This window comes from Brevundimonas sp. 'scallop' (assembly GCF_011045535.1).
Lineage (GTDB): Bacteria > Pseudomonadota > Alphaproteobacteria > Caulobacterales > Caulobacteraceae > Brevundimonas > Brevundimonas vesicularis.
In genome coordinates this window covers 1,633,623-1,659,197 of the sequence record NZ_CP039382.1, presented here as the reverse complement: position 1 = coordinate 1,659,197, position 25,575 = coordinate 1,633,623, and the positions used below count along the sequence as shown (strand labels likewise).

The 25,575-nt window shown below is 61.5% G+C and carries 18 protein-coding genes and 1 pseudogene; 2 read left to right on the top strand and 17 right to left on the bottom strand.

Annotation, left to right across the window (positions count from 1 at the left end; genetic code table 11):
- Positions 1–18: 18 nt before the first annotated feature.
- From gspI to E4341_RS08135, 9 genes are all read right to left on the bottom strand, one after another.
- Complete coding sequence (gene gspI, locus E4341_RS08175) at positions 19–387, bottom strand: type II secretion system minor pseudopilin GspI (RefSeq protein WP_165116532.1); 369 nt, start codon at positions 385–387, stop codon at positions 19–21.
- Entirely contained in the window at positions 380–853 is a 474-nt protein-coding gene (locus tag E4341_RS08170; protein WP_165116530.1) for a GspH/FimT family pseudopilin, read from the bottom strand. Before E4341_RS08170 ends, gspI begins: the two co-directional genes overlap by 8 nt.
- A complete protein-coding gene (gspG, locus tag E4341_RS08165; protein WP_165118651.1) occupies positions 825–1,277 on the bottom strand; it encodes a type II secretion system major pseudopilin GspG in 453 nt (150 codons plus the stop codon). The genes E4341_RS08170 and gspG overlap by 29 nt, the downstream gene beginning before the upstream one ends.
- Positions 1,278–1,290: 13 nt before the next feature.
- Positions 1,291–2,508, bottom strand: a complete 1,218-nt coding sequence (gene gspF, locus E4341_RS08160; protein WP_165116528.1) for a type II secretion system inner membrane protein GspF — start codon at positions 2,506–2,508, stop codon at positions 1,291–1,293.
- Positions 2,508–4,061 carry a type II secretion system ATPase GspE gene (gspE, locus tag E4341_RS08155; RefSeq protein WP_165116526.1) on the bottom strand — a complete coding sequence of 518 codons (1,554 nt, stop codon included), beginning with the start codon at positions 4,059–4,061 and terminating at the stop codon, positions 2,508–2,510. The genes gspF and gspE overlap by 1 nt, the downstream gene beginning before the upstream one ends.
- Entirely contained in the window at positions 4,058–6,175 is a 2,118-nt protein-coding gene (gene gspD, locus E4341_RS08150; protein WP_165116524.1) for a type II secretion system secretin GspD, read from the bottom strand. Before gspD ends, gspE begins: the two co-directional genes overlap by 4 nt.
- Positions 6,172–6,918, bottom strand: a complete 747-nt coding sequence (locus E4341_RS08145) for a type II secretion system protein N (RefSeq protein WP_240893663.1) — start codon at positions 6,916–6,918, stop codon at positions 6,172–6,174. Before E4341_RS08145 ends, gspD begins: the two co-directional genes overlap by 4 nt.
- Positions 6,919–7,214: 296 nt before the next feature.
- Positions 7,215–9,812: a TonB-dependent receptor domain-containing protein gene (locus tag E4341_RS08140; protein WP_240893511.1), complete on the bottom strand. Its 2,598-nt coding sequence runs from the start codon at positions 9,810–9,812 to the stop codon at positions 7,215–7,217.
- Between the two features lie 134 nt (positions 9,813–9,946).
- On the bottom strand, positions 9,947–11,464 hold the full coding sequence (locus E4341_RS08135; RefSeq protein WP_165116520.1) for a hypothetical protein: 1,518 nt from the start codon (positions 11,462–11,464) through the stop codon (positions 9,947–9,949).
- A gap of 343 nt (positions 11,465–11,807) precedes the next feature.
- On the opposite strand from E4341_RS08135, the gene E4341_RS15750 reads away from it, so the two are divergent.
- Positions 11,808–12,635 (top strand): recombinase family protein, encoded by an 828-nt coding sequence (locus E4341_RS15750; RefSeq protein WP_370458444.1) that lies wholly within the window; start codon positions 11,808–11,810, stop codon positions 12,633–12,635.
- A 114-nt stretch (positions 12,636–12,749) separates the two neighbouring features.
- Here E4341_RS15750 and arsH read toward each other — a convergent pair whose 3' ends face one another.
- From arsH to E4341_RS08100, 6 genes and pseudogenes are all read right to left on the bottom strand, one after another.
- On the bottom strand, positions 12,750–13,496 hold the full coding sequence (gene arsH / locus E4341_RS08125) for an arsenical resistance protein ArsH (RefSeq protein ID WP_165116516.1): 747 nt from the start codon (positions 13,494–13,496) through the stop codon (positions 12,750–12,752).
- A pseudogene (locus E4341_RS08120) lies at positions 13,493–13,744 on the bottom strand (ArsC/Spx/MgsR family protein); the annotation flags it as partial. The gene arsH and the pseudogene E4341_RS08120, both read right to left, overlap by 4 nt.
- Complete coding sequence (locus E4341_RS15525; RefSeq protein ID WP_165118647.1) at positions 13,708–13,908, bottom strand: recombinase XerD; 201 nt, start codon at positions 13,906–13,908, stop codon at positions 13,708–13,710. The gene E4341_RS15525 and the pseudogene E4341_RS08120, both read right to left, overlap by 37 nt.
- A 193-nt stretch (positions 13,909–14,101) precedes the next feature.
- Entirely contained in the window at positions 14,102–15,772 is a 1,671-nt protein-coding gene (locus E4341_RS08110) for an alkaline phosphatase (RefSeq protein ID WP_165116507.1), read from the bottom strand.
- A 10-nt stretch (positions 15,773–15,782) separates the two neighbouring features.
- Complete coding sequence (locus E4341_RS08105; protein ID WP_165116505.1) at positions 15,783–18,296, bottom strand: TonB-dependent receptor; 2,514 nt, start codon at positions 18,294–18,296, stop codon at positions 15,783–15,785.
- A 513-nt stretch (positions 18,297–18,809) separates the two neighbouring features.
- Positions 18,810–20,249: an IS1182 family transposase gene (locus E4341_RS08100; RefSeq protein ID WP_240893510.1), complete on the bottom strand. Its 1,440-nt coding sequence runs from the start codon at positions 20,247–20,249 to the stop codon at positions 18,810–18,812.
- Positions 20,250–21,187: 938 nt separating this feature from the next.
- On the opposite strand from E4341_RS08100, the gene E4341_RS08095 reads away from it, so the two are divergent.
- Positions 21,188–21,805: a hypothetical protein gene (locus E4341_RS08095; protein WP_165116501.1), complete on the top strand. Its 618-nt coding sequence runs from the start codon at positions 21,188–21,190 to the stop codon at positions 21,803–21,805.
- Between the two features lie 158 nt (positions 21,806–21,963).
- Here E4341_RS08095 and E4341_RS08090 read toward each other — a convergent pair whose 3' ends face one another.
- Together E4341_RS08090 and E4341_RS08085 are read right to left on the bottom strand one after the other, a co-directional pair.
- Positions 21,964–24,354 (bottom strand): hypothetical protein, encoded by a 2,391-nt coding sequence (locus E4341_RS08090; RefSeq protein WP_165116499.1) that lies wholly within the window; start codon positions 24,352–24,354, stop codon positions 21,964–21,966.
- Between the two features lie 274 nt (positions 24,355–24,628).
- Positions 24,629–25,354 (bottom strand): hypothetical protein, encoded by a 726-nt coding sequence (locus E4341_RS08085; RefSeq protein ID WP_165116497.1) that lies wholly within the window; start codon positions 25,352–25,354, stop codon positions 24,629–24,631.
- Between the last annotated feature and the right edge of the window lie 221 nt (positions 25,355–25,575).

Here is a 25,575-nt window from a genome sequence, read left to right as displayed (position 1 = left end):
CCCGTTCTGAAGTCCGCCTCATGAGGCCCGCGCGCGCAAGGCCGTGCGGTCCGCTGCCTGGCCTTCATCACTTGCAACGCGTACCTCGACCCGCTGCAGATCTGCGACATCGGTCGGCGTCACGGTCCGTGTCCAAGTCCAGTCGCGGCCGGCCAGATGGGTGCGTCCGTTAGATACGCCATCGCTGAGCGAAGGCGCGATCAACGCCTCAATAACCAAGTTGTCCGCCACAACGCCGCCTAGAGTTCGGCTTTCGACCCTCGCCGCCGAGCGCGTGTTCTCCCCCGCCAGGTTTAACAGAGCCATGGCGGACAGCCCGAAGACCGCCAGTGCGACCAGCATCTCGACCAGGGTGAAACCACCACGCAGGGCATGTCGATCAGTCATCGATACTGACCTCGCCGGCGCCGTCCACGATCACGACGCGCTGTCGGCCCTCGCGTCTGAGCGTCAGTCGATAGGGCTCCGCCACGCCTGTCGGATCGAAGACGATCCTCAATGTATTCTGGCCCGGCTCAGCGATGGTGCCCGTTTCCCAAGATACCGATTTGAACGGACCCTCTTGGAGCCGCGTCCATTCCCGACCATCGAAGGATTGGAATCCATAGCCTGACGTCGTCGTCTCTACGGCGATCGGTCGGTTAGTGAGCACGGCCTCGTCGCGCGCGCTCATCAGCCGCGCGGCATAGCGCTCGGCTTCTGCGCTGACGGCGGGCCTTGGATCGGGCGCCACCATCACGACGGCGGCGCCGGCCATCGCGATGATGGCGACCGTCATCATCAGCTCGACCAGGGTGAAGCCACCGCGCGACCTGCGACCTGGTCTAGCTCTGCCAGTTGCCAAGGTCCGCATCCTCACCCTCGCCGCCCTCCTTGCCGTCCGCGCCCCAGGAGAAGACGTCAAATTGACCGCCATGCGTGCTGGGGCGGCGATACTGATAGTCGCGGCCCCAGGGATCCTTCGGCAGGCGGCGTACATAGCCGCCTTGTCGGTAGCGGTCGGGCTGCGACAAGCCTTGGGGCGCTGTCACGAGGGCCTGCAGGCCCTGGGCGTTATCCGGGAAGGTGAGGTTGTCGAGCCGATAGGTTTCGATCGCCTGTTCCAGCGTCGAGATATCGGCTTTGGCCTTTCCAACCATGGCCTTGCCTTGGGCCGGCAGGACATTGATGGCGACAACTGTCGCCAAAAGACCGATGATCACGATCACCACCATCAGCTCCACTAAGGTGAAACCGGCGCGTCGGCGGCGTTGCGCCTGTTTTTGGTCCTGGGTCATATCAAGCAACTCCTCACCCCATCGCCAGGGTATTGATCTGAAGAATGGGCAGCAGGATCGACAACACGATCAAACAGACGATCCCGCCCATGACGACGATGATCGCCGGCTCCAGCAGGCTCAGCATCACGGCCGTGAACGTCGCGAATTCGCGCTCGAGATAGTCGGCGGCGCGGTCCAGCATCGGCTCCAGACGCCCGCTGCTCTCGCCGGAGGCTGTCATGTAAACAAGAATGGGCGGAAAAACGTCGGCTCGGCGCATAGCGCTGGACAGGCCGCCGCCTTCGCGCACCGTATCCGCCATCGTCTCGGTCGCGCACCTCAGCGCCCGGTTGGACACGGTGCGGGCGGTAATGGTCAGACCCTCCAAAACCGGAAGCCCAGCGGCGATCATCGTCGACAGTGTCCGCGCCATCTTTGCGCCATGCAGATCGCGGGTCAGTCGCCCCACCAGGGGCAAGCGCAGTTGAAGGCTGTCGATCGTCAGTCGGAAGGACGGGTTCCGCCATAGCGCCGCAACACCGAGCGCCCCGATGGCGATCACGAGCGCGAACAACCAGCTCCAGTTCTGCATCAGTTCCGATACCCCGATAACCAGGCGCGTCAGCAGCGGCAGGGTCTGACCCATGCTTTCGAACTGATCGACGACCTTCGGAACGACGAAGGTCATCAGGGCCCCGATGACGCCCAGCGCGACGACGGCCAGTACGAGAGGATAGACCAGGGCCGTGATCACCTTGCCCCGAACCTGTTCATCCATTTCGAGCCTGTCGGCTAGGCGCTCAAGGATCGACTGAAGCGCGCCGGACGTTTCGCCCGCCGAAACCATCGCGCGATAGAGCGGCGGAAAGGCCCTGGGTTCTAGGGCCATCGCATCCGACAGACGCCGCCCGCTCATCACTCCGCCGTGCACGGTCTCCAGAATCATTCGCACCATGGGCCGATCCGCCTGAAGCGCGATCGTGCGCAAGGCTTCTTCGATGGGCGCGACCGAAACCAGGGTCGCCAGTTGCCGTGTCGTCAGCGCGAGGGCTTTGGAACCCAATCGCCCGGGCTTGCCGGAAGGCGCGCGTTCGACGCGGGACGATGCGCTGGTCGAAGGCGTGATGCTCAGGGGAACAAGTCGCTTTCGATCCAAGGTCTTTCGGACAGCGGCATCGTCCGTCGCCGCCACAGCGCCCGTGACGGTTCGGCCCGCCGTGTCGACAGCCACGTAGTCGAATAAGGCCATCAGGCCGCGACTCCTTGTGGCGACGCTGGAATCTCAAGGTGTGCGGCGTCCTGCGGGGTTTCCTGCCGGGCGACACGGACGGCTTCCTCGACAGAAGTGACGCCGGCGACGACAAGTTCACGGGCGCTCTGGCTCAAGGTGCGCCCTCCCCCGTCCGTCGCCGCGAACGCGACCGCGGCGATCTCCTCTTCTCCAGCCTCGGAGGCGATCAAACGCCGGACGCGATCGTCCACGCGGATCAGCTCGTAGAGACCTGTGCGTCCGACATAGCCCGTTTGGTTGCAACGCGCGCAGCCATGCGGTCGCCACACCATCTGGCCGACGGCGACTCCCGCTAGTTTGGCGGTTGCGACATCTGCTGGTTCCGGACGTCGACACTCGTCGCACAGTCGTCGCACCAGCCGTTGGGCGACGATCAGCCGAAGAGTCGAGGCCAATAGGAAGGGTTCCACGCCCATGTCGCGCAGGCGCGTGATGGCGCCCGCCGCGTCGTTCGTATGGACGGTTGTCAGGACAAGGTGTCCCGTCAACGCCGCCTGAACGGCGATGCTGGCCGTCTCGGCGTCCCGAATTTCACCCACCATGACCACGTCCGGATCTTGGCGCAGGATGGCGCGAAGTCCGGCGGCGAAAGTCATCCCCACCTTGGTGTTGACTTGGGTTTGGCCCACGCCGTCGATCGCATATTCGACCGGATCCTCCACGGTCAGAATGTTGCGGGTCGCATCATTGAGCAGGGAAAGACCCGCATAGAGGCTGGTCGTTTTGCCCGATCCCGTGGGTCCGGTCACCAATATGATGCCATTGGGCTCTGTCAGCGCCGCCCGAAAAGCCTCAAGCACTGGCGGATCCATGCCGAGTCGATTCAGATCCAGATCGGCCTGCGCCTTATCGAGAATGCGCAGCACGACACGTTCTCCGCCCCTTGAAGGCAGTGTCGAGACACGAACGTCCAAGGTCTTGCCCCCTAGGGCGAGCGGAATCCTTCCATCCTGCGGCACGCGTTTTTCGGCGATGTCCAAACGCGCCATGACCTTGATGCGCGATACCAGAAGCGGCGTGATCCGCGGGTTTAGACTGAGAGCCCCGCGCAGCACGCCGTCCACCCTCATCCGGATCGTCAGCTCGTTTTCAAACGGCTCCAGATGGATGTCGGAGGCTCCCGCCCGGACCGCTTCGGCAATCACGCCGTTGATCAGCCGGATCACGGGGGCGTCGTCGGCGGTGTCCAGAAGATCGGCGGCGGCCGGCATGTCGTCGATCAGACTATCCAGACCGCCGGGCATGCCGCCGCCCGGCAGACCCAGATCATCGCCGTCGCCGGTCACTAATGGGTCGCCCGCATAGATCTGCGACAGATAACGATCGAACGTCGCCTGATCCATGTGTTCAATCTTGAGCGGACGCCCGAGCACACGGCGAGCCTCTATGAGACACGCCGGGTCGGCCCCTTCCCTCAAGCCCACCGAGGCGACTTCGCCGGCCTCGAGCAGGACCACGCCGCTGCGCTTGGCGAAACCATAAGGCAGCGTCGGATCGATCCGCGTAATCATGGGCGACCGCCAGGGGGCGGAGCGCCATCCGCGACAGGTTGCAGGGGCGCCCCTGCAACCGATGCGACAGGGGCGGCGCCGACTGGAAGCTGTTCAGGCGGCGTTGCGCGCATATACTCACGCAACATTTCGTCCAGGCTGGGCTCAACACCTGGCGTGGCGTTCATTTGCTGCCGGCGCATATAACCCCAACGATCAGCGGCCAGCCTTTGGGCGTCCGCCTCCGACCTCACGATCGTCGGACGGATGAAGATCATCAGGTTGGTTCGGCCTCGCTGACGGCTGGAGGACCGGAACAGAGCTCCGATGCCGGGCAGGTCGCCTAGCCCCGGGACCTTGTCGATCGACAGCCTGTCATTCTGGTCGAGCAGGCCGCCGGCGACCGCAATCGCCCCGTCATCGACGACCATGGTGTTCTCCAACTCTCGCTTGTTGAGGACGAGATCGGACGAAGAATTCGTCAGGACGCCATTGATGCTCGACACCTCTTGACGCACGTGGAGTGTGATCGAGCCGCCTGCATTGATCTGAGGTCGAACGGTCAACTTAACGCCGATGTCCTGGCGCTGAGTCGTTCGGAAGGGATTGGAGTTGCCGTCGAGCAGCGTCTCCCCCGTCGTGATCGGCACCTCCTGTCCCACCAGGATTGTGGCCTCCTCATTGTCGAGGGTCATCAGCGACGGCGTCTGCAGCAGGTTGGAGCCTTCGTCAGTCTTCGCCGCATTGATGATAAAGCCGAACAGGCCGTCGCCGATGCGGCCGCCACCGCCGCCGACAAAACCGTTCGCACCCAGCAGACTGTTAAGCGCCAACCTCTGTAGCTGATCACGGACGGTCGCATCCTTAGGATCGTCCAATTGAACGGCGACCGCGCCGCCTGCGATCGGCGCCAGAGGGGTCGACCGATTGGGATAGTTTGTCAGCCCTGCGGGATTGCCGTCTTCCCCCGCTAATACCCATTGCACGCCAAGCTCGCGGACCGCCGCATCGCTCAGTTCCACAACGATCGCCTCAATCAACACTTGCTGGCGACGAGCGTCGAGCTGGCGGATCACTTCGGCGAGCATCCGTTGCGTATCTGCTGAGGCCGAAATCACCAGGGCATTTGCACCGGGGAAACGCGCGATCGTGGCTTTTTGACCAGGCAATACGGTGGTCGGCGCCGATGCTGTCGTGTCCACAGCCGCCGCCTGACCGACTCCGCCCGACCGGGCCTGGCTTGCAGGCGCGGCATTGGCGCTGGCTGCCGTGACTTGCTGACCCACGATCTGCTGCAGGACGGGCAGAAGCTGTTCTGCGTTGGCGTGTTCGAGGAAGACCACCTTGACGTCGTCCGCCGATTGGGCGCGCCGGTCCAGGTCTTCGATCAGCGGGCGAACGCGCGCGACGGCTGCAGGATCTCCGCGCAGGATAACGGAGTTGGAGCTCTCGACCGGCGTCACGGACACCATGCCTTGTCCGGGCTGTCCGCCCGGCGGTGCAAGAACCGTCTGAAGGACGGCCGCAATCTCACGCGCCGAGGAGTTCTGCAGCGTCAAGACATCGAATGTCCCACGATCCACGTCGATGCGGCCAATCAGGGCGCGAATACGCGTCAGATTGTCGGCAAAGTCCGCAACGACCACGCTGTTGCCGGCGGGGTTCGGCAAGACCTGTCCCTGGGCCCCCACCAATGGTCGAATGGTTTCCGCCGCCGAGGCAGCGTCGATGTTGCGAAGCTGGAATACCTCGGTCGAGAACCGCTCGGTTCCGACGGTCGACGGGCCTTGCGCCGCACCGGCCGCTGGACTGATGCGGTATGCGCCTGACCCTGTCGGCGTCACGACCAGACCGTTGGCGCGCAGTGTCGACAGGAAGACTTCGAACAGCTCGGCGCGACTTAGTGGCTTGTCACTGGTCACCGTGACGGTCCCTGTCACCGCGGGGTCGACGATAAAGGTCCGCCCGGTCATTCGGGCGACATCTTGAATGAACGCGCGGATGTCTGCGCCTTGAACGTTCATGGTCTGCCGGCTGGCGGATTGGGCGATGGCGGGCGAGGCTGCGATCGGCCCCTGTACGAGCAATATCGCCGACAAAACGCCGACAAGAAGGTTGGAACTGCGTCGGTTCACCGAGTTGTCCTTATGGTGGTCGTCTGCACTTGGCCGGCTCGCTCGAAACGGACTTCGGCATTTGCGCTATTGGCAAGCTGGCCCCGGAGGGCGGCGATCCGGTCGAGGCCGGTCAGTTCATTTCCGTTGACGGACAAAATCACGTCCCCCGACTGGAGACCCGCTGCGGCCAGATGGTCGCCGGAACCCGAAACCGTGAAGCCCTTGATGGCCATTCCCTGCATCCGGGGACGCAGCGAGGCCTGGGCCATCAGTCTAGACGGATCAACGACAGCCACGGGGGCAGAGGGCGCGGAAGCGGGCGCTATAGGACCGACCACCTGTTCGCCGGCTGGCGGCGGAGGCGGAGGCGGCGCGCCAACGGGCACTTCAGAGAAGATCAGGCGGCTGACAGACTGCCCCCGCGCCAGGGTCACATAGTTCTGACCGACTTCCTTGAGCACCAAACCGGGTTCGACTTCCTCGCCAACCCCTACGGAAATCTGCCGGCCATCAGCCAGGCCGATAATCGCGGATCCGTCCCCTGAGCCGCCACTGCGCACGCCGAACAGGCGAAGCTGGGTCGCGTCAGTGTTCGTCACATCAGCCAGGCTGCTTACATCGCCTGTGCGGAAAAAGGCATCGAAGCGTTGAAATATGCTGGTGTCGGCAGGCTTGATCGGCGGCTGCGGCAGCGGGGCCATGGATGGCGCCCGGGGATCGACCACGATCCACACCAAACGCCCGGCTTGAACTAAAAGCAAGGCGACCAAGACAGCCTCAGCCGCCAATCGTAGACGCGAGCCGCGGTTAAGAACGCGCGCAGACTGCGCAGTCGCGGATGTCCACTGGCGAAGTTTAGAGATCACGTTTGCGCGCCCGACACATGCCGTCGCGTCCAATGCGCGCGGCAAGTTCACGCTCCTAGACCAATCGGCGAGAGGCGGCTTCACTGGTATGCGACATCCGCGAGAACGTCGTGTGACACTTACGGTGCATGCGGATAGATTGTCGTAAAAACGCCAGGGGCCGACTGGATCGACCCCTGACGCTCTATGCCTTAGAAACGCGCCGTCAGGCTGACCGAAGCGCTGGATCCGAGATCGTAGTTGTTGATACGGATCTTGCGGCCCTGTTCCTGATACTCGTCGTAGTCGGTGCCGAGGAGATTGCGCAGCTCAATAGCAAATCCGAGATCTTGACCGATCACGCTGAAGTCCTTGCGGTACACCAGATCGAGAAACACGCCAGGATCCTGAATCAAGTCCGGCTCGCCAGGACGGCCACGCGCCGAGGTCCTTTTGGAGACGTAGTTCACGATGATCGTGGCTTGCGACCTCGCCGTATCGTCTTCCCAGCCGAACTGCAGGTTCGCGACATGGTCCGACTGGCCTTGAAGGCGGCTGCCGTCAATGACGTAGAAGGAAGCCGGCTGAGCGACGCCGAGGCTGGACTGGGTCGTGACGGTATCCCCGTCTTCGACCTTCACCTCAGAGTTGGAATAGGTGTAGTTGCCGGAAACAAGCCAGCGTTTGCTGGAAATGAAGGACAGGCCGTTGTCCGGGAACTCCCAGAACTTCTTCGCCTCCAGTTCGACCCCCTTAACGATCGCCTTCGGGGCGTTGATGAACGTCTGGGATATGCTGGCGCCCTGATCGACGACGCTGGATTCAACCGGCTTGTCCAAATCCTTGTAGAAGAGCCCGAACGTCACATACTGGTTGCGAGCGAAATACCATTCGTACCGCGCGTCCAGGTTCAGGAACTCGGTGTTCACCAAATACGGGTTCCCGATGAAGGTCCTGTCGCTCTCTACGTCGGTGTATTGCTGCGGCGCCAGTTCGCGGAACTGGGGCCGCCCGATGGTCTTAGACGCACCGAACCGCAACTGCATGTCTTCGGCGAAGTTCCAGGTCACAGTCGCCGCCGGCAACACATAGCTTTCGTTGATTTCAGTCGGAAGAAAGCCGGTCGCCCCACCGAAGAGGTCGAACGGATTGACGCTTTGCTTGCCGTCTTCGAACCGGACGCCGAGGTTTAGGTTGACCAGAGGTATGACCTCGGCCTCGACCTGACCGTAGACGGCGTTGACACGCAGTTTCGCATCATATGCCGAAGCGCCGTTCGAACCCGTGATTTCTTCCAGCTGAAGCGTCGACCCGATGTTGAAATCAGAAAACAGGTAATCGACGCGCGAAAGCTGTTGTTCCGGGGTCAAGCCGTTGGGGGCGATGAAGTGAAGCAGACGCTGCTGCGACGAACGGTCATTGTCGCTGCTCGCCACGCCTAGGGTGAACTTAGCTTCACGCGCATCCGAAAGCGGCAGAGTATAGCTGACGTCTGCGCCGCCCGAGATGATGGTGTCGTCCAGGTTGCTGAACGAAATACGGTTGGTCTGGATGTTGTGGATAATATCGCCAGTTGCGTTCTTGCCGTAGCCGAACTGGGTCTCATACGGCGCATCACGCGAGGTCTTCGCATAGGCCACACGCCAGGTGAAATCCCACGCGCCTAGCGTGTGATCGCCGGACAACTGTGTGGTGAACAGCTGACGGGCGAACCATTCGGTGTAGTCGGTACGGCGATAGGCGCCGCCGCCCAAGTCGTCAAATCCAGCGACCGAGCGGGCTTCCTTTGTCGTGTTTCGGACGTAGAAGTTGGTCCACTTAATCTCGTTGTCGTCGTCGGCGAGGCTGAGCGAGCCGAACAGATTGAGACCGATATTGTTCTCGTTGGAGCGGAACACGTAGTCGTCAGCCAGCACTAGCTGACCGCTGTCGATACGACCGGATTGTCGCACGCCCTGGCGACCCTTCCAGCTGTTGTCATAGCCCGCGACGAAAACGGCGCCCAGCGTCCCCCACGGGGTCTGCATGGCGTTGCCGCCCGTCAGGCTGAAGCCAAGGTTCGCAGGTGTCTGCTCTTTCTGGAGAAGTCGCAGTGGAGCGTTCTCGAGCGACTGACCAAGGGTCCGAAGCTGAGCAGCCGTGTAGTTTGGCCCGACCTGAATCCGATTCCCCGATTGGAACGCGAGGTCGATGCCGCCGGGCAGACTGCGGGTGCCGTCGTCGAAGCCGGTGAAGTCCGTGCGCGATCCGAAATAGATCAGGTTGTTTCGGCCGGTGAACTCCGTATCCGCGCCGACAGACGCCTTCATCGTGAAGAAGGCTTCGGTCGGCGCTGAAAGAGTCTGAAGATCTATGACGCCGCCGCCGAACTCACCAGGGAAGCTGGCCGAGTAGGTTTTTTGAACAGTAACGCCCTTCAGAATGTCGGACGGGAACAGGTCCAGCGGAATCACGCGTTGAAGCGGCTCAGGGCTGGGCAGAGGTGAGCCGTTGAGCAGGGCGGACGAGTAGCGCTCACCCAGACCGCGGACATACACGAACCGGCCTTCGACGACCGACAGGCCGGTCACGCGCGTCAAGGCTGCGGCGGCGGAAGAATCGCCGGTGCGTTGCAGGTCTTCGGCCGTCAGGAAGGCGGCCACTTCCGGGCTGGCGCGGTTCGGCTCAGGGATGAAACGGCCAAGAACCACAATCTCATCGACGGTGGACGGCGTCTGATCGATGTCGGTTTGCGACTGAGCCGCCGGGGTCTGCTCGACCGGAGCCGAAGGGTTTTCGGTTTGTGCGAGTGTCATGCCAGGCGCGACCATCGCGCTTGTGGCTAGCAGGACCCCTGTCAGGGTCAGAGTAAGTGTCTTCATGATCTGCGCCTTGAAGGGGGGTGTGACGAAAGCAGGCGAAATGGGACGGGGACCCGACTGGGTCCCCGTCCGCCTTTTCGTCATCAGCAGGTCGAACCGGCAGCCAAACCGCAGGTCCAGCCGAGGTACCAGGTGTCGGCAGCGTTTCTGACGGCGCCGATGTAGGTGACCGAGGTGAAGAACGGATACAGCGCAGGCGCATTGGCGGCCGTGACCGCTGTCTCATTGGCGCCGTTGATGAAGGTCAGACCGTTGTTCGTCATGGTCGCCCCCGCCGGGGCCGTCATGGTCGACGTGCCGGTTGCGGTGTTGTTGACGTTGGTGGCGTTAATGAACACCGCCTCCGTCGCAGCCGCGTTCACGTTGCTGTCGTTCTCATAAGGACGCGAGCACGCGAAATAGACCGAGCGGAAGATCGGCGCATTCGTCACCGTCTGCGCGTCGTCGATGTCGAGGCAAGCCGCCGCCGAGGTGGTCGGGTTGGTGAAGACCGAGTTGATGATCGACGGCGACGTGCCGGTGTTCAGTGTAATGATCGCGTCGGCCGCCACAGCGGCGTTACGTCCCACGATGGTGAAGTTCGAAACCTTCGGCTGGGCGAAGTAGGTCGTACCCGACGGCGCGGCCGACCATTCGAAACCACGGCTGCCGTTGGTCACGGCCGTTGGCTTCTGGGTGATGATGCCGAACTGCGCGCCACCGCGCCAGCCGGTGTCGGTATCCAGACCATCATCGTCCGCGCCGTTGATGACCAGATACCTGAGGTTGACGTTGCCGCCGAAGATTTCGATGCCGTCGTCCGACGAGTTGTAGGACTGGAAGTGATCGACAGTGGTGCCCGATCCGACGCCGGCCAGTGTTAGGGCCTGCAGCTCGTTATTCGGCGAGATCTCGAAGCCAGAATAGTTGACCTGAACATAGCGAAGGCGGCCCGAGTTGTCGGCCGGGCTGTTGCCGCCGTAGTTGGCGCTGGTGCCTTCGATCTGACCGACGCAGGCTGCGTTCGGCGCCGTGACGCCCACGGGGCAGACGGCAGTCGGCGCGCGACCGGCGATGACAAGGCCACCCCACTGCCCTTGCGACGTCGGGGTCGTGGCGCCTTCGACATTCTGCCGACTCGTAAAGATGATCGGGCTGGTCGCGGTGCCTTCAGCGAAGATTTGCGAGCCGCGATTGACCAACAGATAGTCGGTTCCGCCAGAAGCGAAGACTTTGACGCCGGCTTCGATGGTCAAGATGCCTTGCGTCGAACCTGGAGTCGGGGCGGCGGCGTCAGGTCCTCGGTCAGTGCCGACTTCCGTGCGACCCGAGATCGAATAGATGGTTCCCGCGCGCAGCGGTACGGTCAGCGAGCCGAGAATCTGTTGCGGTAGTTGGCAAACCCGCAGCGTGCCGTTGGCGATCAGGCCGACATTGGCAAATCCCGTGGGGCAATCGCTCGCCGGAGTACCGTTGCCAGGAGGCGGGTTGGTCGTTCCGCCGCCGCCGCCGCTCCCGCCGCCGAAATCGCCTTCGCCCGGCGAGGCGACCTCTGCGGAGCCGCATGCAGCAAGAGCCAGAACGCAGGTTCCAGCCAAAAGGATATTGGTCAAGCGAAGCATAGAGATCCCCTAGGATTGTCCGCGGGTCACTGCGCATCGGTTTGACGCAGTCCAGCACCCCTCCTTATCGACCTATGCTTTTATTGTAATAGACTCATGACACGATGTTGACAGATTCTATTTTCCGTCTTGGGCCTGATCATTTTAATTTGTAATCGTTGCCACCATTGGCACCGTAAACCACAATAAGGCTTGCCTCAATTTCCGAATATTCCGTCTACTGTGGAATCTTTTCATATTTGTCACAAGATTATTTTTAGCAGCATGTCGGTGCGACAATATTGATCAGGATCAATCGGTCGTTCCCTGTTGTAAGCTGAAAATCCACTTATCGAACGCGGCGATGATTGACCCGATAACGTTTTCTGCGACGCCAGTTCTCTTGAGATGCTGTGTGTGGTTTACATCCGACGAAAAAGATCGGTCTTTTATACCCCTTCCGCTCAAACAGGCTGCGGCGAATAATAATTTCGTTATTGTTCGAGAGTACGGTTGTTTAGACATCCCTACAGACCGGAATATAGTTCGCAAACGGGTGATAAGCGATCTCAAACGGAGCGTTATAGGCGCGATTATTGCTCCCAGTCTTTCGACCGTCGCGCGCTCGCACTCTGAACTTCAAGACTTAGCGAGCGCTATTGGCCTTGCTGGCGGGCGCCTAATTTTGACTGACGATAACCTGGATACTGATCGTTCCGGCGCTCAGGCGTTTGCGAACGTCTTGCTGGCGACTGCGATGTGGCGTGCGTCAATCAACGGCAGCGACGCCAGAAATCAACTTATCTCTTACTCTCCCGCCCCGGTTCAGCGCGTTGCGGCAGCACCATTTGGGTTTTGGTGGAGCGACGGCCGTTTAGAGCCTCACCCCCTTGAGGCGCCCATCCGCCTTGAGATGTACACCCTTTTCGCCTCCCTCCGGGACTTGGCCGAAGTCACGACGTCTTTGAACAGTCGAGGTCGACGACTACGCAGGAAGAAGCGCTTCACCCCTGCGGAGGTCAAACGGATAATTCAAGATCCAGTGTCTATGGGGTTGTACCGAGGGAACTGTAAACACCACCATAACGTGGATGCTCAAGCAGCTGCCAGCTCAGTTTCCGTCCATCCAATCGTCACAAAAGAACTCTGGTCGGAATGCAATAATCTCATCGATTCTATCAGCCGCGCTTAAGACCAAATAGTGTTACATCCATCCAGCTATTACACTGATTTGTTCGGAACAGGTCTTTAGTAGAGTACGTGCTGGTTCAGCTTTTAGGCGCTACAAAATTGCTGGGGAAGGCGCTCATTTTTCTGCGACCGCGATTGCTGAAAGATCCGCAGCGGCATCAGCCGGTAATCCGCCAGCCTTTCGCTCGGAATAGCGGTCAACGAGCATGTGGGCATGAGGTCGGGTCAGGACCGTGAACCGCACCAGTTCCTCCATGACATCGACGATGCGGTCGTAATAGGCCGACGGCTTCATCCGGCCTGCATCGTCGAACTCCGTGAAAGCCTTGGCGACGCTGGATTGATTGGGGATGGTGATCATCCGCATCCAGCGCCCGAGCAGGCGCAGGGTGTTGACGGCGTTGAAGCTCTGGGAGCCACCAGACACCTGCATGACGGCTAGGGTGCGGCCCTGGGTGGGGCGCATGCCGCCGATGTTGAGCGGCAGATGGTCGATCTGAAGTTTCATGATCCCGGATACCTGGCCGTGGCGTTCGGGGCTGCACCAGACCATGCCCTCGGACCACGAGGCGTGCTCACGCAGCTCGTGCACGGCGGGATGATCGTCGCCCGCCACCTGATCGGTCAGGGGCAGGTCGGACGGATCGAAGATGCGGGTCTCGCACCCCATGTGGCGAAGCAGGCGGGCCGCCTCCTCGACGCAGAGGCGTGAGAAGGACCGCTCACGCAGCGAGCCATAAAGCAGCAGGATGCGGGGCGGGGGATCACCGGCTTCGAGACCCAGCGCCGGCGTATTCGAAAGATAGGCCGCATCGAGCGCCGGCAGATGGCTGGCATCAGGCAGATCGCGAAGGCGGTTCATCTGCGCACACGGCGCCCGTCGGCGTCGATAACGACTTCGCCATCCTCCTTGGTGAAGGGTTTCAGTCCCTCCGGGGGCAGCAGGTCCAGCACCGTCTCGGACGGGCGGCAAAGTTTGACGCTTAGGGGCGAGACGACAATGGGGCGGTTCATCAGGATCGGATGCGCCGCGATGGCGTCCAGCAGCTGGTCGTCCGACAAGCTTGTGTCGCTCAGGCCGCGGTCGGCGTAGGGCGTGCCCTTTTGGCGTCCAATGCGATGTTGAACATCGCAAGATCCCGTATCGATCCAACGGACTTCAGGTGCTGACGGATCGCCCAGATGTGCTTTGGCTTGAGTGGGGCCTTCGCACCGGTCATTCGACCAGCGTTCCAGGGTTTGCGGGGTAAACGAAACAGATCGGGCTGGCTCATGGCCACCTCCCACGATCAACACCCCCCTCCTCAAAATACGCTCCAAACAACCTAGATGCGCCAGCAGCGGACATTGGCGCCTTCTCGAGACGCAGACGTCAGCTGCGTTGCTCCAGGGCAGGCTGCAATCTTCGCGGCCTCCAGACGGGCCCGCTACAACAGAGGCGCGCTGCGTTGTTGCACACTGGAGCGCTCAGAGTTCTGTCAGGCCGCCCGTCGGCGAGACAGCAAAGGCCTTCGCCCTCTTCAGCTCATAGGGTTTGGCCGCGATGGTGGACACGGCGCACAGCTCGCCCACGACCCGATCCTGCGTGATATTCAGCATCACATAACCCTTCGATGTCTGGTCGCAGAACCTCACCTCGGGATTGGCCGCCGACAGCGCGGCACCCAGCGGCAGGCCGCCCACATGGTCCCCCGGCGAAGGGCTGGAGATTGAGGATGTGCCGAACTCCACCGCCCGGCGCGCGCCGTCCTTGTCGTGGAGTTCGTTGACCCAGAAGGCGTGACTGTCGCCCGACAGGACGATGGGCGCGACGTCCGCCGCCGCAAACGTCTCGTACAGACGCTCGCGCCCGGCCGGATAGCCGTCCCAGCTGTCCAGATTGAACGGCAAGCCCAGCTTGAACAGCTGTATCGCCGCCGCGACCTGCGGCCGAGCGTCTTCCGGCAAGGAGGCGACCATCTGCTGGAGCTGCTCCGGCGGCATCATGCGCGAGATGTCCGGTCCCTTGACCTTGGCCATCACCACCTGATTGCCGATGATCTGCCACGGACGACCGGCCGCCTTGGAGCGGCTTAGCGTCTCGCCGATCCATTGACGCTGGCGCTCGCCTAGGAGATCGCGATCCGGCGCCTGACGCAGAGCTTCGAACGCCGCGACGTCCGGCCCGCCCGCCGCCGTCTTGGGCATGTCTGCGAAGGTCATCTGCTCGCCGCGCGCCAGCAGCCGCGTCTCGACCATCGCCAAGGTGGCCAAGTCGCCGAAATCGAAGCTGCGGTTGATCGCCGCGTTGAGCGCGCCCGACTTGGGCTCGCGGATCGGCATCCATTCGTAATAGGCGCGAAGCGCGGCCGCCTTGCGGGTCGCGAAGTCGCCCTCGGTCTCGGGCTGGTGGTTCTCCGCGCCCGTCATCCAGGCGTCGTTGGCCACCTCGTGGTCGTCCCATACGCAGATGAAGGCGGCGCGGGCGTGGGCGGCCTGAAGGTCGGGATCGGTCTTGTATTGGGCGTGCCGCGTCCGATAGTCGGCCAGGATGACGATCTCGTGCGCCGGCTGCGGAATCCGGTTCAGGGCCGCGCCCGTACTCATGCCATAGGCGGACGGCTCGGCCCCATATTCGTAGATGTAGTCGCCCAGGTGGATGACGGCGTCCAGCCGGTCCCGCTTAGACAGGGCGTCATAGGCGTTGAACAGGCCGCCGGGATAAAGCTGACACGACACGACGGCCAAGGCCAGATCGGCGGTCGCCCCCTCCGGCAGGGTCCGCACCCGGCCGACCGGCGAGATCACGCCATTGGCGACGAAGCGATAGAAATAGTCGCGTCCCGGCTCCAGGCCCTGGCCGTCCAGATCGTGTTTGACGGTGAAATCCCGCTCGGCCCGCGCGCGAAGACCGGTCGAGCGACGAACGATGTCGCCGAACCCGGCGTCATTTGCGACTTCCAGCACGACGGCGACCTCCCCGACCGACGGATCGGCCGGGGTGACGCGGGTCCAGAAGACGGCCGAGCGCGTGTCGGGATCGCCGCTGGCCACCCCGTGCAGGAAGGCGACCGATCCGGTGTTGGCGTCCTGCGCAACGGCGGGCGACGCCGCCCCCGCGCCGAGCAACCCAAGAAGACTGCGGCGATCCATGTTCATCGTCGAACCCTTACAGCTTGAGCTTGAATATGAGGCCGTACGACGCGGGCCGTCCGGCGATGAAGGTCGGCATGCCCAGGCCGTCGCCGGTGTTGCCGGCGTCCTTGATGTAGTCCTCGTCCACCACGTTCTCGCCGAAGGCCTCGACGCCCCAGGCGCCCGAGTCGGGCGTGTAGCGAACGCGCAGATTCAGCAGGCCGTAGGCGTCCTGATACTCGTCCTGGATCAGGTCGCGCACGATGTTGCGGCTCTGAAGCGCCGGGATGTCATTGTCGTCGCTGAAGAAGACCTTGGACTGCCAGGTGTAGGTCGGCTGGACCACGATCGCGCCGCCGGACACCGGCAGACGCCAGGTCGCGCCGATCGAGACGGCATTGTCCGGCGACAGGCGGAACTGGTTGCCGTCATAGATGCCGTTCTCGAACCGCGAGTGGTTGTAGGCATAGGTGGCGAACAGGTCGAAGTCCGGCGTGACGGCGAAGTTGGCCTGGGTTTCGAAACCATACGACTTGGCCTCGCCGGCGTTGGTGACGATGAACGTCGTGCCTTGCTGCACCGTCGTCTGGAAGTTTTCGTAGTTGTACAGGAAGACCGCGCCGTCGATCCGCAGGCGGCCGCCCAGCAACGACGACTTGGCCCCGATCTCATAGCTGTCGACCGTCTCCGCCTCGACCGGAGCGAACCGGGGCAAACCTAGCGGCTCCGACGGCGCCGAGGCGCTGATGACCTCCGGGCGACGACCGCGTGCATAGTTGGCGTAGACGTTGGTGTCGTCCGTCAAGGCGTAGCGCGCCGTCAGACGCCAGGTCACGCCGTCGTCCTTGGAGTCGAAATCGGCGAAGTCGCCGTTGTTGGCGGTCGGCTGCGAGATCAGGCCGAACAGGGGGAAGGCGCTGGCGGGAATGGCGAGATAGGCCGGGTTCGCCAGGGCGCCGAGGAAGGTCGGAACCTGCGCCGCCGGAATGGCGCCGGCCTGAAGCGCCAGCAGGGCTCCAAGGGCTGAGCGGCTCTGAACCGAACTGGCGAAGCCGGTGGTTTTGTCGTCGCGGGTGTAACGTAGGCCTGCCGACACCTCGAACCGGTCGGTGAAGGCGTAGGTCGCGTCGGCGAAGAGGTCGTAGGACGTCAGCTCCGAACGGTTGGTCGGGGTCTCGATGTGCGCCGACTTCAGATTGGCGGCGATGGGCGCGGCGAACGCTCCGGCGCCCAGCGGCGTCAAAAGACCGCCGAGCGCAGCCTGGGCGATGGCGGGATAGGCGGCCAGCGGCAACGTCCTGTCCCCGACCGTCGCAGGCGAACCGTCCAGCAGGCCCGACAGCTGCGCCAGGATCAGGCGTTCATCGAACTGGGTCGGAGTGCGCTGATAACCCTCTTCCTGGAACCAGCCGGCGCCGACGAAACCGGTCAGCCGACCCCCGTTGTCGAAGCCCAGACGCAGGTCCTGGCTCCACTGTTCGCCATGCGTGTCCTCGGCGGCGGTCAAAAGCGGGAGGGACACGCCATCGGCGTCGAAGGTCTCGTAGTTGGTAAACGCGCGATAGGCCGTGGTCGCGTTCAGCGTCCAGGCGGCGTTCAGGTCGATGCGCGCCAGACCCGTCACGCCCCAGACTTCGCGGTCCAGACCCAGCGCCTTGCCGCCGTCGAACGCCGCACCGCGTGTCAGGGCCGCACCCTCCCACGGTTCCTTGCCGCCCAGGACGGCGCCGGTGTTCGGATCGGCCGGCGCATAGGCGACGGACTTGAACGACGTCCCCGAGGCGTTGTCCTTCTGATAGTTGCCGATCACGTCGAACCGCATCGCGTCCGACGGCGTCCAGGCGCCGGACGGGCGGAAGGCGCGGGTCTCGATCGCGTTGAAATCGTCGCCGCCCAGCAGGTTCTCGACGGAACCATCGCGGGTCTTCAGGCGTGTCGCCAGGCGCAGCCCTGCGGTCTCGCCCACCGGCAGGTTCAGCGCGCCCTCGACCATGCGATAGCCTTCGTTGCCGGCCTCGATATTCGCATAGGCGTCGGTCGCGCCGGGACGCGCGCGGTTCTGCACCAGATTAACCGCGCCGATCAGGGCGCCGCGCCCGTACAGGGTCGATTGCGGCCCCTTGGCGACCTCCACCCGCTCGAGGTCGAACAGTTCGACATAGGAACCGCGCGACTTGGAGATCGATACCCCGTCCTGGAACACAGACACGCGGGCCTCGGAGGTCGCCGCGCCGGAATCGGAGGTGATGCCGCGCATCACGAAGCCTGGATTGTTTGGCGACTGGTTCTGCACCAGGAAGCCCGGCACGAAGGCAGACAGCTGTTCGAACTCCTGAATGCCCAAGTCTTCCAGGAACTGGCCGGAATAGGCCGTCAAGGCGAAGGGCACGTCGATGGTTTTCTGCTCACGCAGCTGCGCGGTGACGATGACGTCGTCCACGTTGTTGACCAGCGCCGGCTCCTGCGCCCAGGCGGCCGATCCTGCCGTCATGGCGCTCGTCAGGGTCGCTGCGGCCAGCAGTCGCGTCTTCAATGTGGTCGTGGACATCTGATCCCCCAGATTCGGCTAAGTTGGGGAGGTGCCTACGATGGCGCGATGTCGAGGCGACGACATTGCCGCATCGCTTTGACGACGAGGTCTGCACAGTCTCGCGACTGTTCATCCGACCTCGGATCTGATGGGGCTGGGCACGGATGGTCGCGCAGGAGTGCTCGCCGCTCCGGAAAGCTATCCGACTTGCCGACGCCTGACACCGCGATTTCATCTTGCCAGCCTTCTCTCGCGAAGCAGCTCCAAGCGCGCCGTAGCGAAGTTTGCCTGGAACGTCGGGTCCGCCTTCAGGGCAGCGAACAGCGCGGCGCCCACGATGCGACCGGCCTCGACATCGCTGGCGTAATGGACACCGCAGATCGTCCGGCTATCACTATAGGCCGCCTCGTCGGCCGGTAGAGCCCTTACCCTTAGCAGACGCTGTGAAGGTCTCTATTGAGTCGAGGCCGTGTAAAAACGTACTGAGCTGCTGCGGTGCGCGAGCGGCATTGAGGCCGGAGCGCCTCCTTCTCAGGCCCTGATCGCTTCCATGAGGGGCTTGGTTCCGAGCACCGCCATCGCCCGCTTCATGTTGTAGGCGAGGATGTGGAGGCTGATCTCAGTCTTCACGTTGGGCAGGCGCTTCGTCAGGAAGGGGGTGTGGCCCATCCATGCCTTGATCGTGCCGAAGGGGTGTTCAACCAGCCGTCGTCTGGTGCGCATGGCGCGCGGGGCGAGGTCCATCCGGGCCTGCAGCGCATCGATCACGGCTTCATGCTCCCAGCGGGTGATCCGACGCTCGACGCTGGGCGTGCACTGAGGCTTCAGGCGGCAGCCGGTGCAACTGGCTCGATCCCAGTAGCGGTGCAACGTCAGCCCCTTTTCGACGGTCGTCATGTGATGCGCGAGCAGTGCTCCGGCCGGGCAGCGATAGACGTCCTGATCGGGTAGGTAGACGAAGTCCTGCTTGCCGAAGCGGCCCGCCGCTTTGGCGCCTGACGTCAGCGGCTTCGGAACGTAGGGCGTCACGCCCATGGCTTCGCAGGCCAGGATCGCCTCGCCAGAGAAGTAGCCGCGGTCCGCCAGCACATCGAGCGCCTCGACGCCCATCGCGTCCTTGGCCTTGCCCGCTATCGACGCCAGCTGCTCGCGATCACTGCCGGTCATCACCACCTCGTGGGTGACGATCAGGTGATGCTCACCTTCGACGGCGGATTGGACGTTGTAGCCGACGATGCCGCTGCCTCGACCCGACGTCGCCATGGCCCGCGCGTCGGGATCGGTCAGGGAGACCTGGCCGTCGGGTGACGCCTCGACCTCGGCCTCCATGGCCTTGAGCATCGCCATCTGGTCGCGCAGCCGATCGATCTTCTCGACCAGTCTTCCAGACCGCGCCTCTGCCGCTTCGCCCTCGTGACGATCCGCCGTGTCCAAGTCCTGAAGATAACCGGCGATGTGCTCGGCAACTTGTTCGATCCGCCGCTTGACCTTGTAGGCGGTGAAGTTCTTGTCGCGGGTGTTCACCGCCTTGAACTTCAACCCGTCGATGGCGACCAGCGCCGCGCCGAACAGGCCCAGCTGGCGGCACAGCACCACGAACTGCGCGCACGCCGCCTGGATGGCGGCGCCGTTCTCGCGGCGGAAGTCGGCGATGGTCTTGTGATCCGGCGCCAGCCGCCCCGTCAGCCACATCAGCTCGACGTTGCGCTGCGCCTCGCGCTCCAGCCGCCGGCTCGACTGCACCTTGTTCAGATAACCGTAGACGTAGAGCTTCAGCAGCGTCGCGGGATGATAGGCCGGACGCCCCGTCGCCGCCGGCGTCATGCCCTCAAACCCCAAGCCCTTCAGATCCAGTTCGTCGACGAACACATCGACCACCCGGACCGGATTATCCTCGGCCACATAGTCGTCGAGACACTCGGGAAGCAGCGTCGGCTGCCGGCGATCTGCACCTTGAACGAAGCGGCTCATACCCACCTCCTGCTGACTTCAGAAGGCTAACCTAATTCGCTCGATCCGGACGCGTTTTCACACAGCCTCAGTCAGAAGCGGACGCCCCTCCCCTGGCCGTCAGTGCGTTTCTCTTAATGTGCACTAAGAGCGGCGCCATCAATTGAATCGCGCTTATACTTCTGACACCTAACGTATAATTTTCGCATTAGGATAGCTAAGATATACATCCCGCCCGGAACCTGCGGAGCAAACATTTCTACCTAGTAGATATGCGCCCCTATAAAATCTGACGGACTTGAAATACTGTATTGGTCGAGGCAATTTTATTCAAACTACGCAAATATCTCGCATAGTTCTGCTGAAATTCGTTGACTGAGACACCTCTCAGGGTGAACTTGCTCTCAGCGTGAGGGCCGCCCTCTCCCCTTTGGGGAAACCATCGGCGGCCAATCCGGGGAAGGCTAATCCTCGGAAAATGAAGACAGGCAAAAGCCGACCGCCGCGCTCCCAGCCACTTTCAACAAGCGATGAGTCACGCCCAAAATCTGGCCGTGCTCGTCTAGCAGGAGCAACTACGACAATGACGCACGAAACAGAAAAGTCTGCGGCACGAGCCCTCTACATATTGATGGAAGCGCGAGACTCCCTTGGCAGTCTCTTCGACGTTAGGTCTGACATCGCAAAAATAGAAGATGACGAAGGGTGGGCTCCAATCGTCTCTGTTGCTTACCGAGCAATCGATCATGCGATTACCCGCCTTGGTGGACCTCCAATCGAGGCAATCTACGAACTGAAGAACACCACCTGGCGGAAATCCCTCCGGCTTTCGACGAAATCGGCGCAGAAATCGCAGCCGCGATCTTTCGGCACTGATCTCTCGTCGTTTGCCGTTGAGTAACCCAGTCAACAGCCCCGGGCAGCCACGACAACCATATTAATAAGCCGAAAGACGCATCATGGTACGCACAACCAAGCCGCCGAAACTTCCACCTCGCGCCACTATCCACTCGACCCCAGACCAAGTCCGAGCCAGCCCTACGATCAACTTCAAAGCCAAGAAGGGGTCAACAAAGGGAGGCAATAGGGCAACGATTGAACGGCTACACGTTGAGCGCAAACCCAGAAAGCATCCGAACCGCATGCGGCATAACGCGAAGGATGACTTACTCGATCTCTCCAGCAGTTTGGTGAAGACTTTAAGGCACGCGGTAGCAGTTTCCGCTGACGCGCATGGGCAGGAAAAACATTGGACTGACGAATACGAGGCAATCCGCGCCATGTTGAACGATGAAATCGAGCGCACCTATGGGCCGCTGCCGGCTCAAGTCCGCGAGTTGACGAAATTAGTCGATGACTGGCGCGAGGAGCATGGCATCGTCTCGGAATGGACGGTATACGCGTTGCTGCATCTCTCCATCCGCTACGCGTGTGCTGCACCGACGGCGGTAGAGGCGCTTATTCCGTTCAATGTTGCTATCAGCAAACTGACGCGCCGCATTAAGCGCGCTAAAGAGCGCATAGATGATCATTGGAGCAATGCCGCCGGAGTCACAACACCGCTGCCATGGTGTTGAATTCGCCTACGATAGGCTGAGCGATATCCGCCGCAGGGGTATCTGCCTCAGCGGCGGGTTGGCTGCGTCACGCTCAGTGCATTTGTCTCAATGTGCACTCAGCGCCGGGCTGGCTCCGTAAGTGAGTTGCGGCACCGGATCGTTGTTCGGCCGGCCACCTACTTCGGAAGGAAACCTAACTCGAAAACCATCGGGCGTAGCTTGGCCGACAGTGCTGCGTATGCGCGTTTGAACGGCTCAAAGTCTGTCAACTCAGCATCGCCGTAGGCGTCGAGGGCACGGCGAATTTGATACCAACCCGCATCAGGACGACCGAGTTTAAGCTCTTCGCGGATCTTGCGAGGGAACTGGATGGCGTGAAAGCGCCGCCACAGTTTGAGTCCTTCATCAAGAACAGCCTGCGCCTCAGCCGAGAGGGCTGTATTCTGCAGCCGCCGGACCATGAAATCGGACTCAAAACGACCCGCAACCCCGACTTGTGCCTCGGTGAAGGGGATGAAGTGATTTGTCAGCGACCAGTCCTGATCGTTCCAGTGAAGGCCGTCGGCCCCGGCAGTCAAGTTGCCGCCGTTGAACAACATCCAAACGAGACAGTCGGATTTGAACTCATCGGACAGCGGCTGAGTGGGTTGTAGGAACTGGTCTCGGTCGTTGAGCCATGTCGGTTTGATGAGGCGGCGGACCGCAAACACAACAGCTGCCGAGGCCAGATTGTCAGGCGAAACAAATACTCCGCCACCATTTCTGCCAGTATAGATTGACGAAGTCAGGCACGTACCCGTAGTCGCATTCTGTAGGTCAAGATTACTCGCGAATAGGTGTCCCAGAGCGCCTTCAAATGAGCGCTTCTTTCGCGGATTTTTTGATGGAGTAAGCGCGTTGGACAGCGGTAGCGCTAGTTCGCCACGTGCCTTCGGCGAAGGTATCCAAGCGTTCAAAAGCGAGGACGTCGGACGCACAACATACGTCTTTTCGCCGATGAGTGCGCCCCGACGGTCTAGGACGGTTGTTGCGATGTCGCTGATCGGTTCCTTGTTAGCCTGATCCCAGATCAGGAAGCCGATCGGGAACTCGCCCTTAAGGCCATCGAATGATCGGCTGTGTACGACGAAACCACTGAGATACTCGGCTTTCCACGCTGTCCGAAATGGCTCAAAATTTGGTGCGTTTACGTACTTAAGCGTGCTGAACATGGCGAGAGTCGCCTTCGGCAGCTCTTGTCGGATTCGGATCAGGAACTGGGCGAACAATTCCTTGCTCGCATAGCCGAGTTTCATCTCGCGCATCCAGCCGTTGATGCGCGTCTTCTCAACGCCGATCTTGTTCTCATCACCGCGTGCAATGCCCGACCCGCTCTCCGCATAAGGCGGATTGATTAGAACTAGGATTGGCTTCGCCCCCTTCTTGCCCTCTCGAGCGTCGGCGATTGCCTGCTGCAGTGCCTGCGGGACTTTCCCCGACAGGGCGTAGTCGATCTGGCCGAAATCGGTGACGTCGTCGTTGAGATAGTCGTACTGGAATATCTCAGCGCCAGCGAAAGCAGGGTTAGATTTCATGATCGTCACATCGGCTTGGTCGAGCGTCGACATGAACACGTTGCGGAGGTTGCTGTGCTTGGCTTCGAGGTTGCCGACGCCAGCGCACATGTCCCACACCAAATAGCGGTCCTGCCAGTTTGGTCCCAAGGTCGCCAGGATCTGGTCATAAGCCTTATCGACGATGTGAAGTGGGGTATAATAAGCCCCCTTGAACTTCTGCTCATCGACAGGAAGCAGGCTGTCGCGGCGTTCGAGAAGGTAGTGACGGTGCTTCTGTTCCGGCGGACGGTGATAGATTGCCCAGAAGTTATTGTAGCCCCGCTTGCTAGCCAGCTCGTAGGTCTGGCCATTCAGCAAGAAGGTTGGACCCGACGCCGTCATCAAAAGACGCGCCGGTAGGTTGTTCATCGCCTCCCGATCGCCGTCGTGCATGATGTCGGCGAAAAACAGGACGGCTAGGTCGCTTGGGTTTGCTACGCCGAGTTCATTGCCGATCAAATCGACCCAACGGTCGAACACCTGGCGAAGGTTGTCGGGCGTGATCGACGTTCGGATGATACGATGTTCGCGGATAGCGTCCTTAATCGCCCTGATGAACGCGTCTTCGTCGTGAGCGATCTCGTATTCGACAATGTGAGTTTGGACGTAGGGGGCGATCTGCGCTGCCAACTCTGCGCCAGCGCCCGAACCAGACTTCGGCCAGACGATCGTCCTGTCATCCAGAAGCGGAAGCGCTTTTTCGGTCGACATTATCGCGGCCTTCGCTCGGTCTATCACAACGAGGAAGGCCGGAACCGCTTCGCCACGTCTCCGGGCAGCGCGGATGTAGAAAAGAAGCTGCGCGAACATCTCGATCGAGGGCTTCGGCGCGTCCTTCGCCTCGAACCAAATCTCCTCGGTTTGAATGTCGACGAGGTTCTTAGAATAGCCTTTCAGGCCAAGCGCCTTGATGTAGGCGTCCTTGACGTCCTCTTCAGTTCGAGTGCGCTTCAGGTCGTCGAACAGGGTCATGGGGCCAGCCTTCCAGCGTCACGCCGTTTGCGTAGATCGATTTGGGTAAGGGGATTCGTCACCGAGCGCGCTTCGCCAATCTGGAGTAACGGAGAGTCTACCCGTTCCGGAAATCCAGGAAGCGGACCGTCCGAAGATCCCCTCTCATGACCCCCCCCCCTTTGCGGCTGCCCAGTGTACTTTTCCGGATGTACACCCAGACGACAAATCACTCAGTGCATCAGCCGGGATTTACACCAAGCCGACATCGCTTAGTGCAGGCGCCCAGATGAACTCACATCGCATCGAGCGCACTCCCTAGCATGCCAGAAAGCTCGGACAGGTCGCCTTCGCCGGTCATAATGGCTTTGATGCCTTTGAGCGCCCCGTCGAACGTGGCGGAGGCCCCCTTGGACACCAACTCATTGGCACTCGTTGTGAGCACGGCACTCAGAGCAATACGAAGCTCGCTCTGACTGAGCACTCCCTTCCTCTTGAGATGCTTCGCCAGCTGCTCCGCCCGAGAGGTCGGCAAGAGGCTATTCAACACCTCGGCGAAATGGCTGGGATCGATCTTGAGAATGTCGCCGCTCAGAGAGACGTCGGCAAAAACGCCGCGATCTTGCATCTTGCCGGTGATCGCTGCCTTCACGAGCGGAGACGTGATGCCGAAACTGACGTTGGCACCATCCTTCCAATATTTGGAGGTAGTCAGTGCCATCATCACGGCATGATCGGTGTCAGCCTCGGACACGTTTCGAAGCTGATATTCGAAGAGCAAAGACCGAGCCCGCGCCGGCGTCATGTTCAGAGCTCTAGCGAGCCGATACATCGATCCATCGGCGTCAACGACATCGTTTTGGAGGAGGAATGAGAAGATCGCCAGATCGATCTCTCTCTTCGGCATGACGCCAAATGCGCTGGCAGCGTAAGCTCCCATGAAGCGACGCCCGAAAGCAGCCGCTAGTTTATCATCCTTAAACGCTGCCCGAACCTCTTCGAGACTTCTCGCAACCATCATGCCCTCGCCAGCCGCCCAATCGGCGAAACCCTAGGCTAGCCCTCTCAGTGCGTTTTTCCAGATGTACACTGAAAGCTAATTTAGCTGCTTTGGGCCAGAAGCGGCCACTGTCGGCGTTGCAAGAACGCGACTTAGAAGCTCGACGTGGGTCTGGTTACTGGTTGCTTGCTGAGTTCTGCTCTAAGCCCGTCGCCGATGTTTGAACAGTTCAGCTTCGATGG

What these genes read in the sequence shown, in the direction of transcription:
- gspI (WP_165116532.1), bottom strand. Translation starts at nt 387, where the DNA reads ATGACTGATCGACATGCCCTGCGTGGTGGTTTCACCCTGGTCGAGATG.
- E4341_RS08090 (WP_165116499.1), bottom strand. Translation starts at nt 24,354, where the DNA reads ATGACCCTGTTCGACGACCTGAAGCGCACTCGAACTGAAGAGGACGTC.
- E4341_RS08110 (WP_165116507.1), bottom strand. Translation starts at nt 15,772, where the DNA reads ATGAACATGGATCGCCGCAGTCTTCTTGGGTTGCTCGGCGCGGGGGCG.
- E4341_RS08095 (WP_165116501.1), top strand. Translation starts at nt 21,188, where the DNA reads ATGGTACGCACAACCAAGCCGCCGAAACTTCCACCTCGCGCCACTATC.
- E4341_RS08105 (WP_165116505.1), bottom strand. Translation starts at nt 18,296, where the DNA reads ATGTCCACGACCACATTGAAGACGCGACTGCTGGCCGCAGCGACCCTG.
- E4341_RS08170 (WP_165116530.1), bottom strand. Translation starts at nt 853, where the DNA reads ATGCGGACCTTGGCAACTGGCAGAGCTAGACCAGGTCGCAGGTCGCGC.
- E4341_RS15750 (WP_370458444.1), top strand. Translation starts at nt 11,808, where the DNA reads ATGATTGACCCGATAACGTTTTCTGCGACGCCAGTTCTCTTGAGATGC.
- gspE (WP_165116526.1), bottom strand. Translation starts at nt 4,061, where the DNA reads ATGATTACGCGGATCGATCCGACGCTGCCTTATGGTTTCGCCAAGCGC.
- E4341_RS08085 (WP_165116497.1), bottom strand. Translation starts at nt 25,354, where the DNA reads ATGATGGTTGCGAGAAGTCTCGAAGAGGTTCGGGCAGCGTTTAAGGAT.
- E4341_RS08140 (WP_240893511.1), bottom strand. Translation starts at nt 9,812, where the DNA reads ATGGTCGCGCCTGGCATGACACTCGCACAAACCGAAAACCCTTCGGCT.
- gspG (WP_165118651.1), bottom strand. Translation starts at nt 1,277, where the DNA reads ATGACCCAGGACCAAAAACAGGCGCAACGCCGCCGACGCGCCGGTTTC.
- E4341_RS15525 (WP_165118647.1), bottom strand. Translation starts at nt 13,908, where the DNA reads ATGAGCCAGCCCGATCTGTTTCGTTTACCCCGCAAACCCTGGAACGCT.
- E4341_RS08100 (WP_240893510.1), bottom strand. Translation starts at nt 20,249, where the DNA reads ATGAGCCGCTTCGTTCAAGGTGCAGATCGCCGGCAGCCGACGCTGCTT.
- gspF (WP_165116528.1), bottom strand. Translation starts at nt 2,508, where the DNA reads ATGGCCTTATTCGACTACGTGGCTGTCGACACGGCGGGCCGAACCGTC.
- arsH (WP_165116516.1), bottom strand. Translation starts at nt 13,496, where the DNA reads ATGAACCGCCTTCGCGATCTGCCTGATGCCAGCCATCTGCCGGCGCTC.
- E4341_RS08135 (WP_165116520.1), bottom strand. Translation starts at nt 11,464, where the DNA reads ATGCTTCGCTTGACCAATATCCTTTTGGCTGGAACCTGCGTTCTGGCT.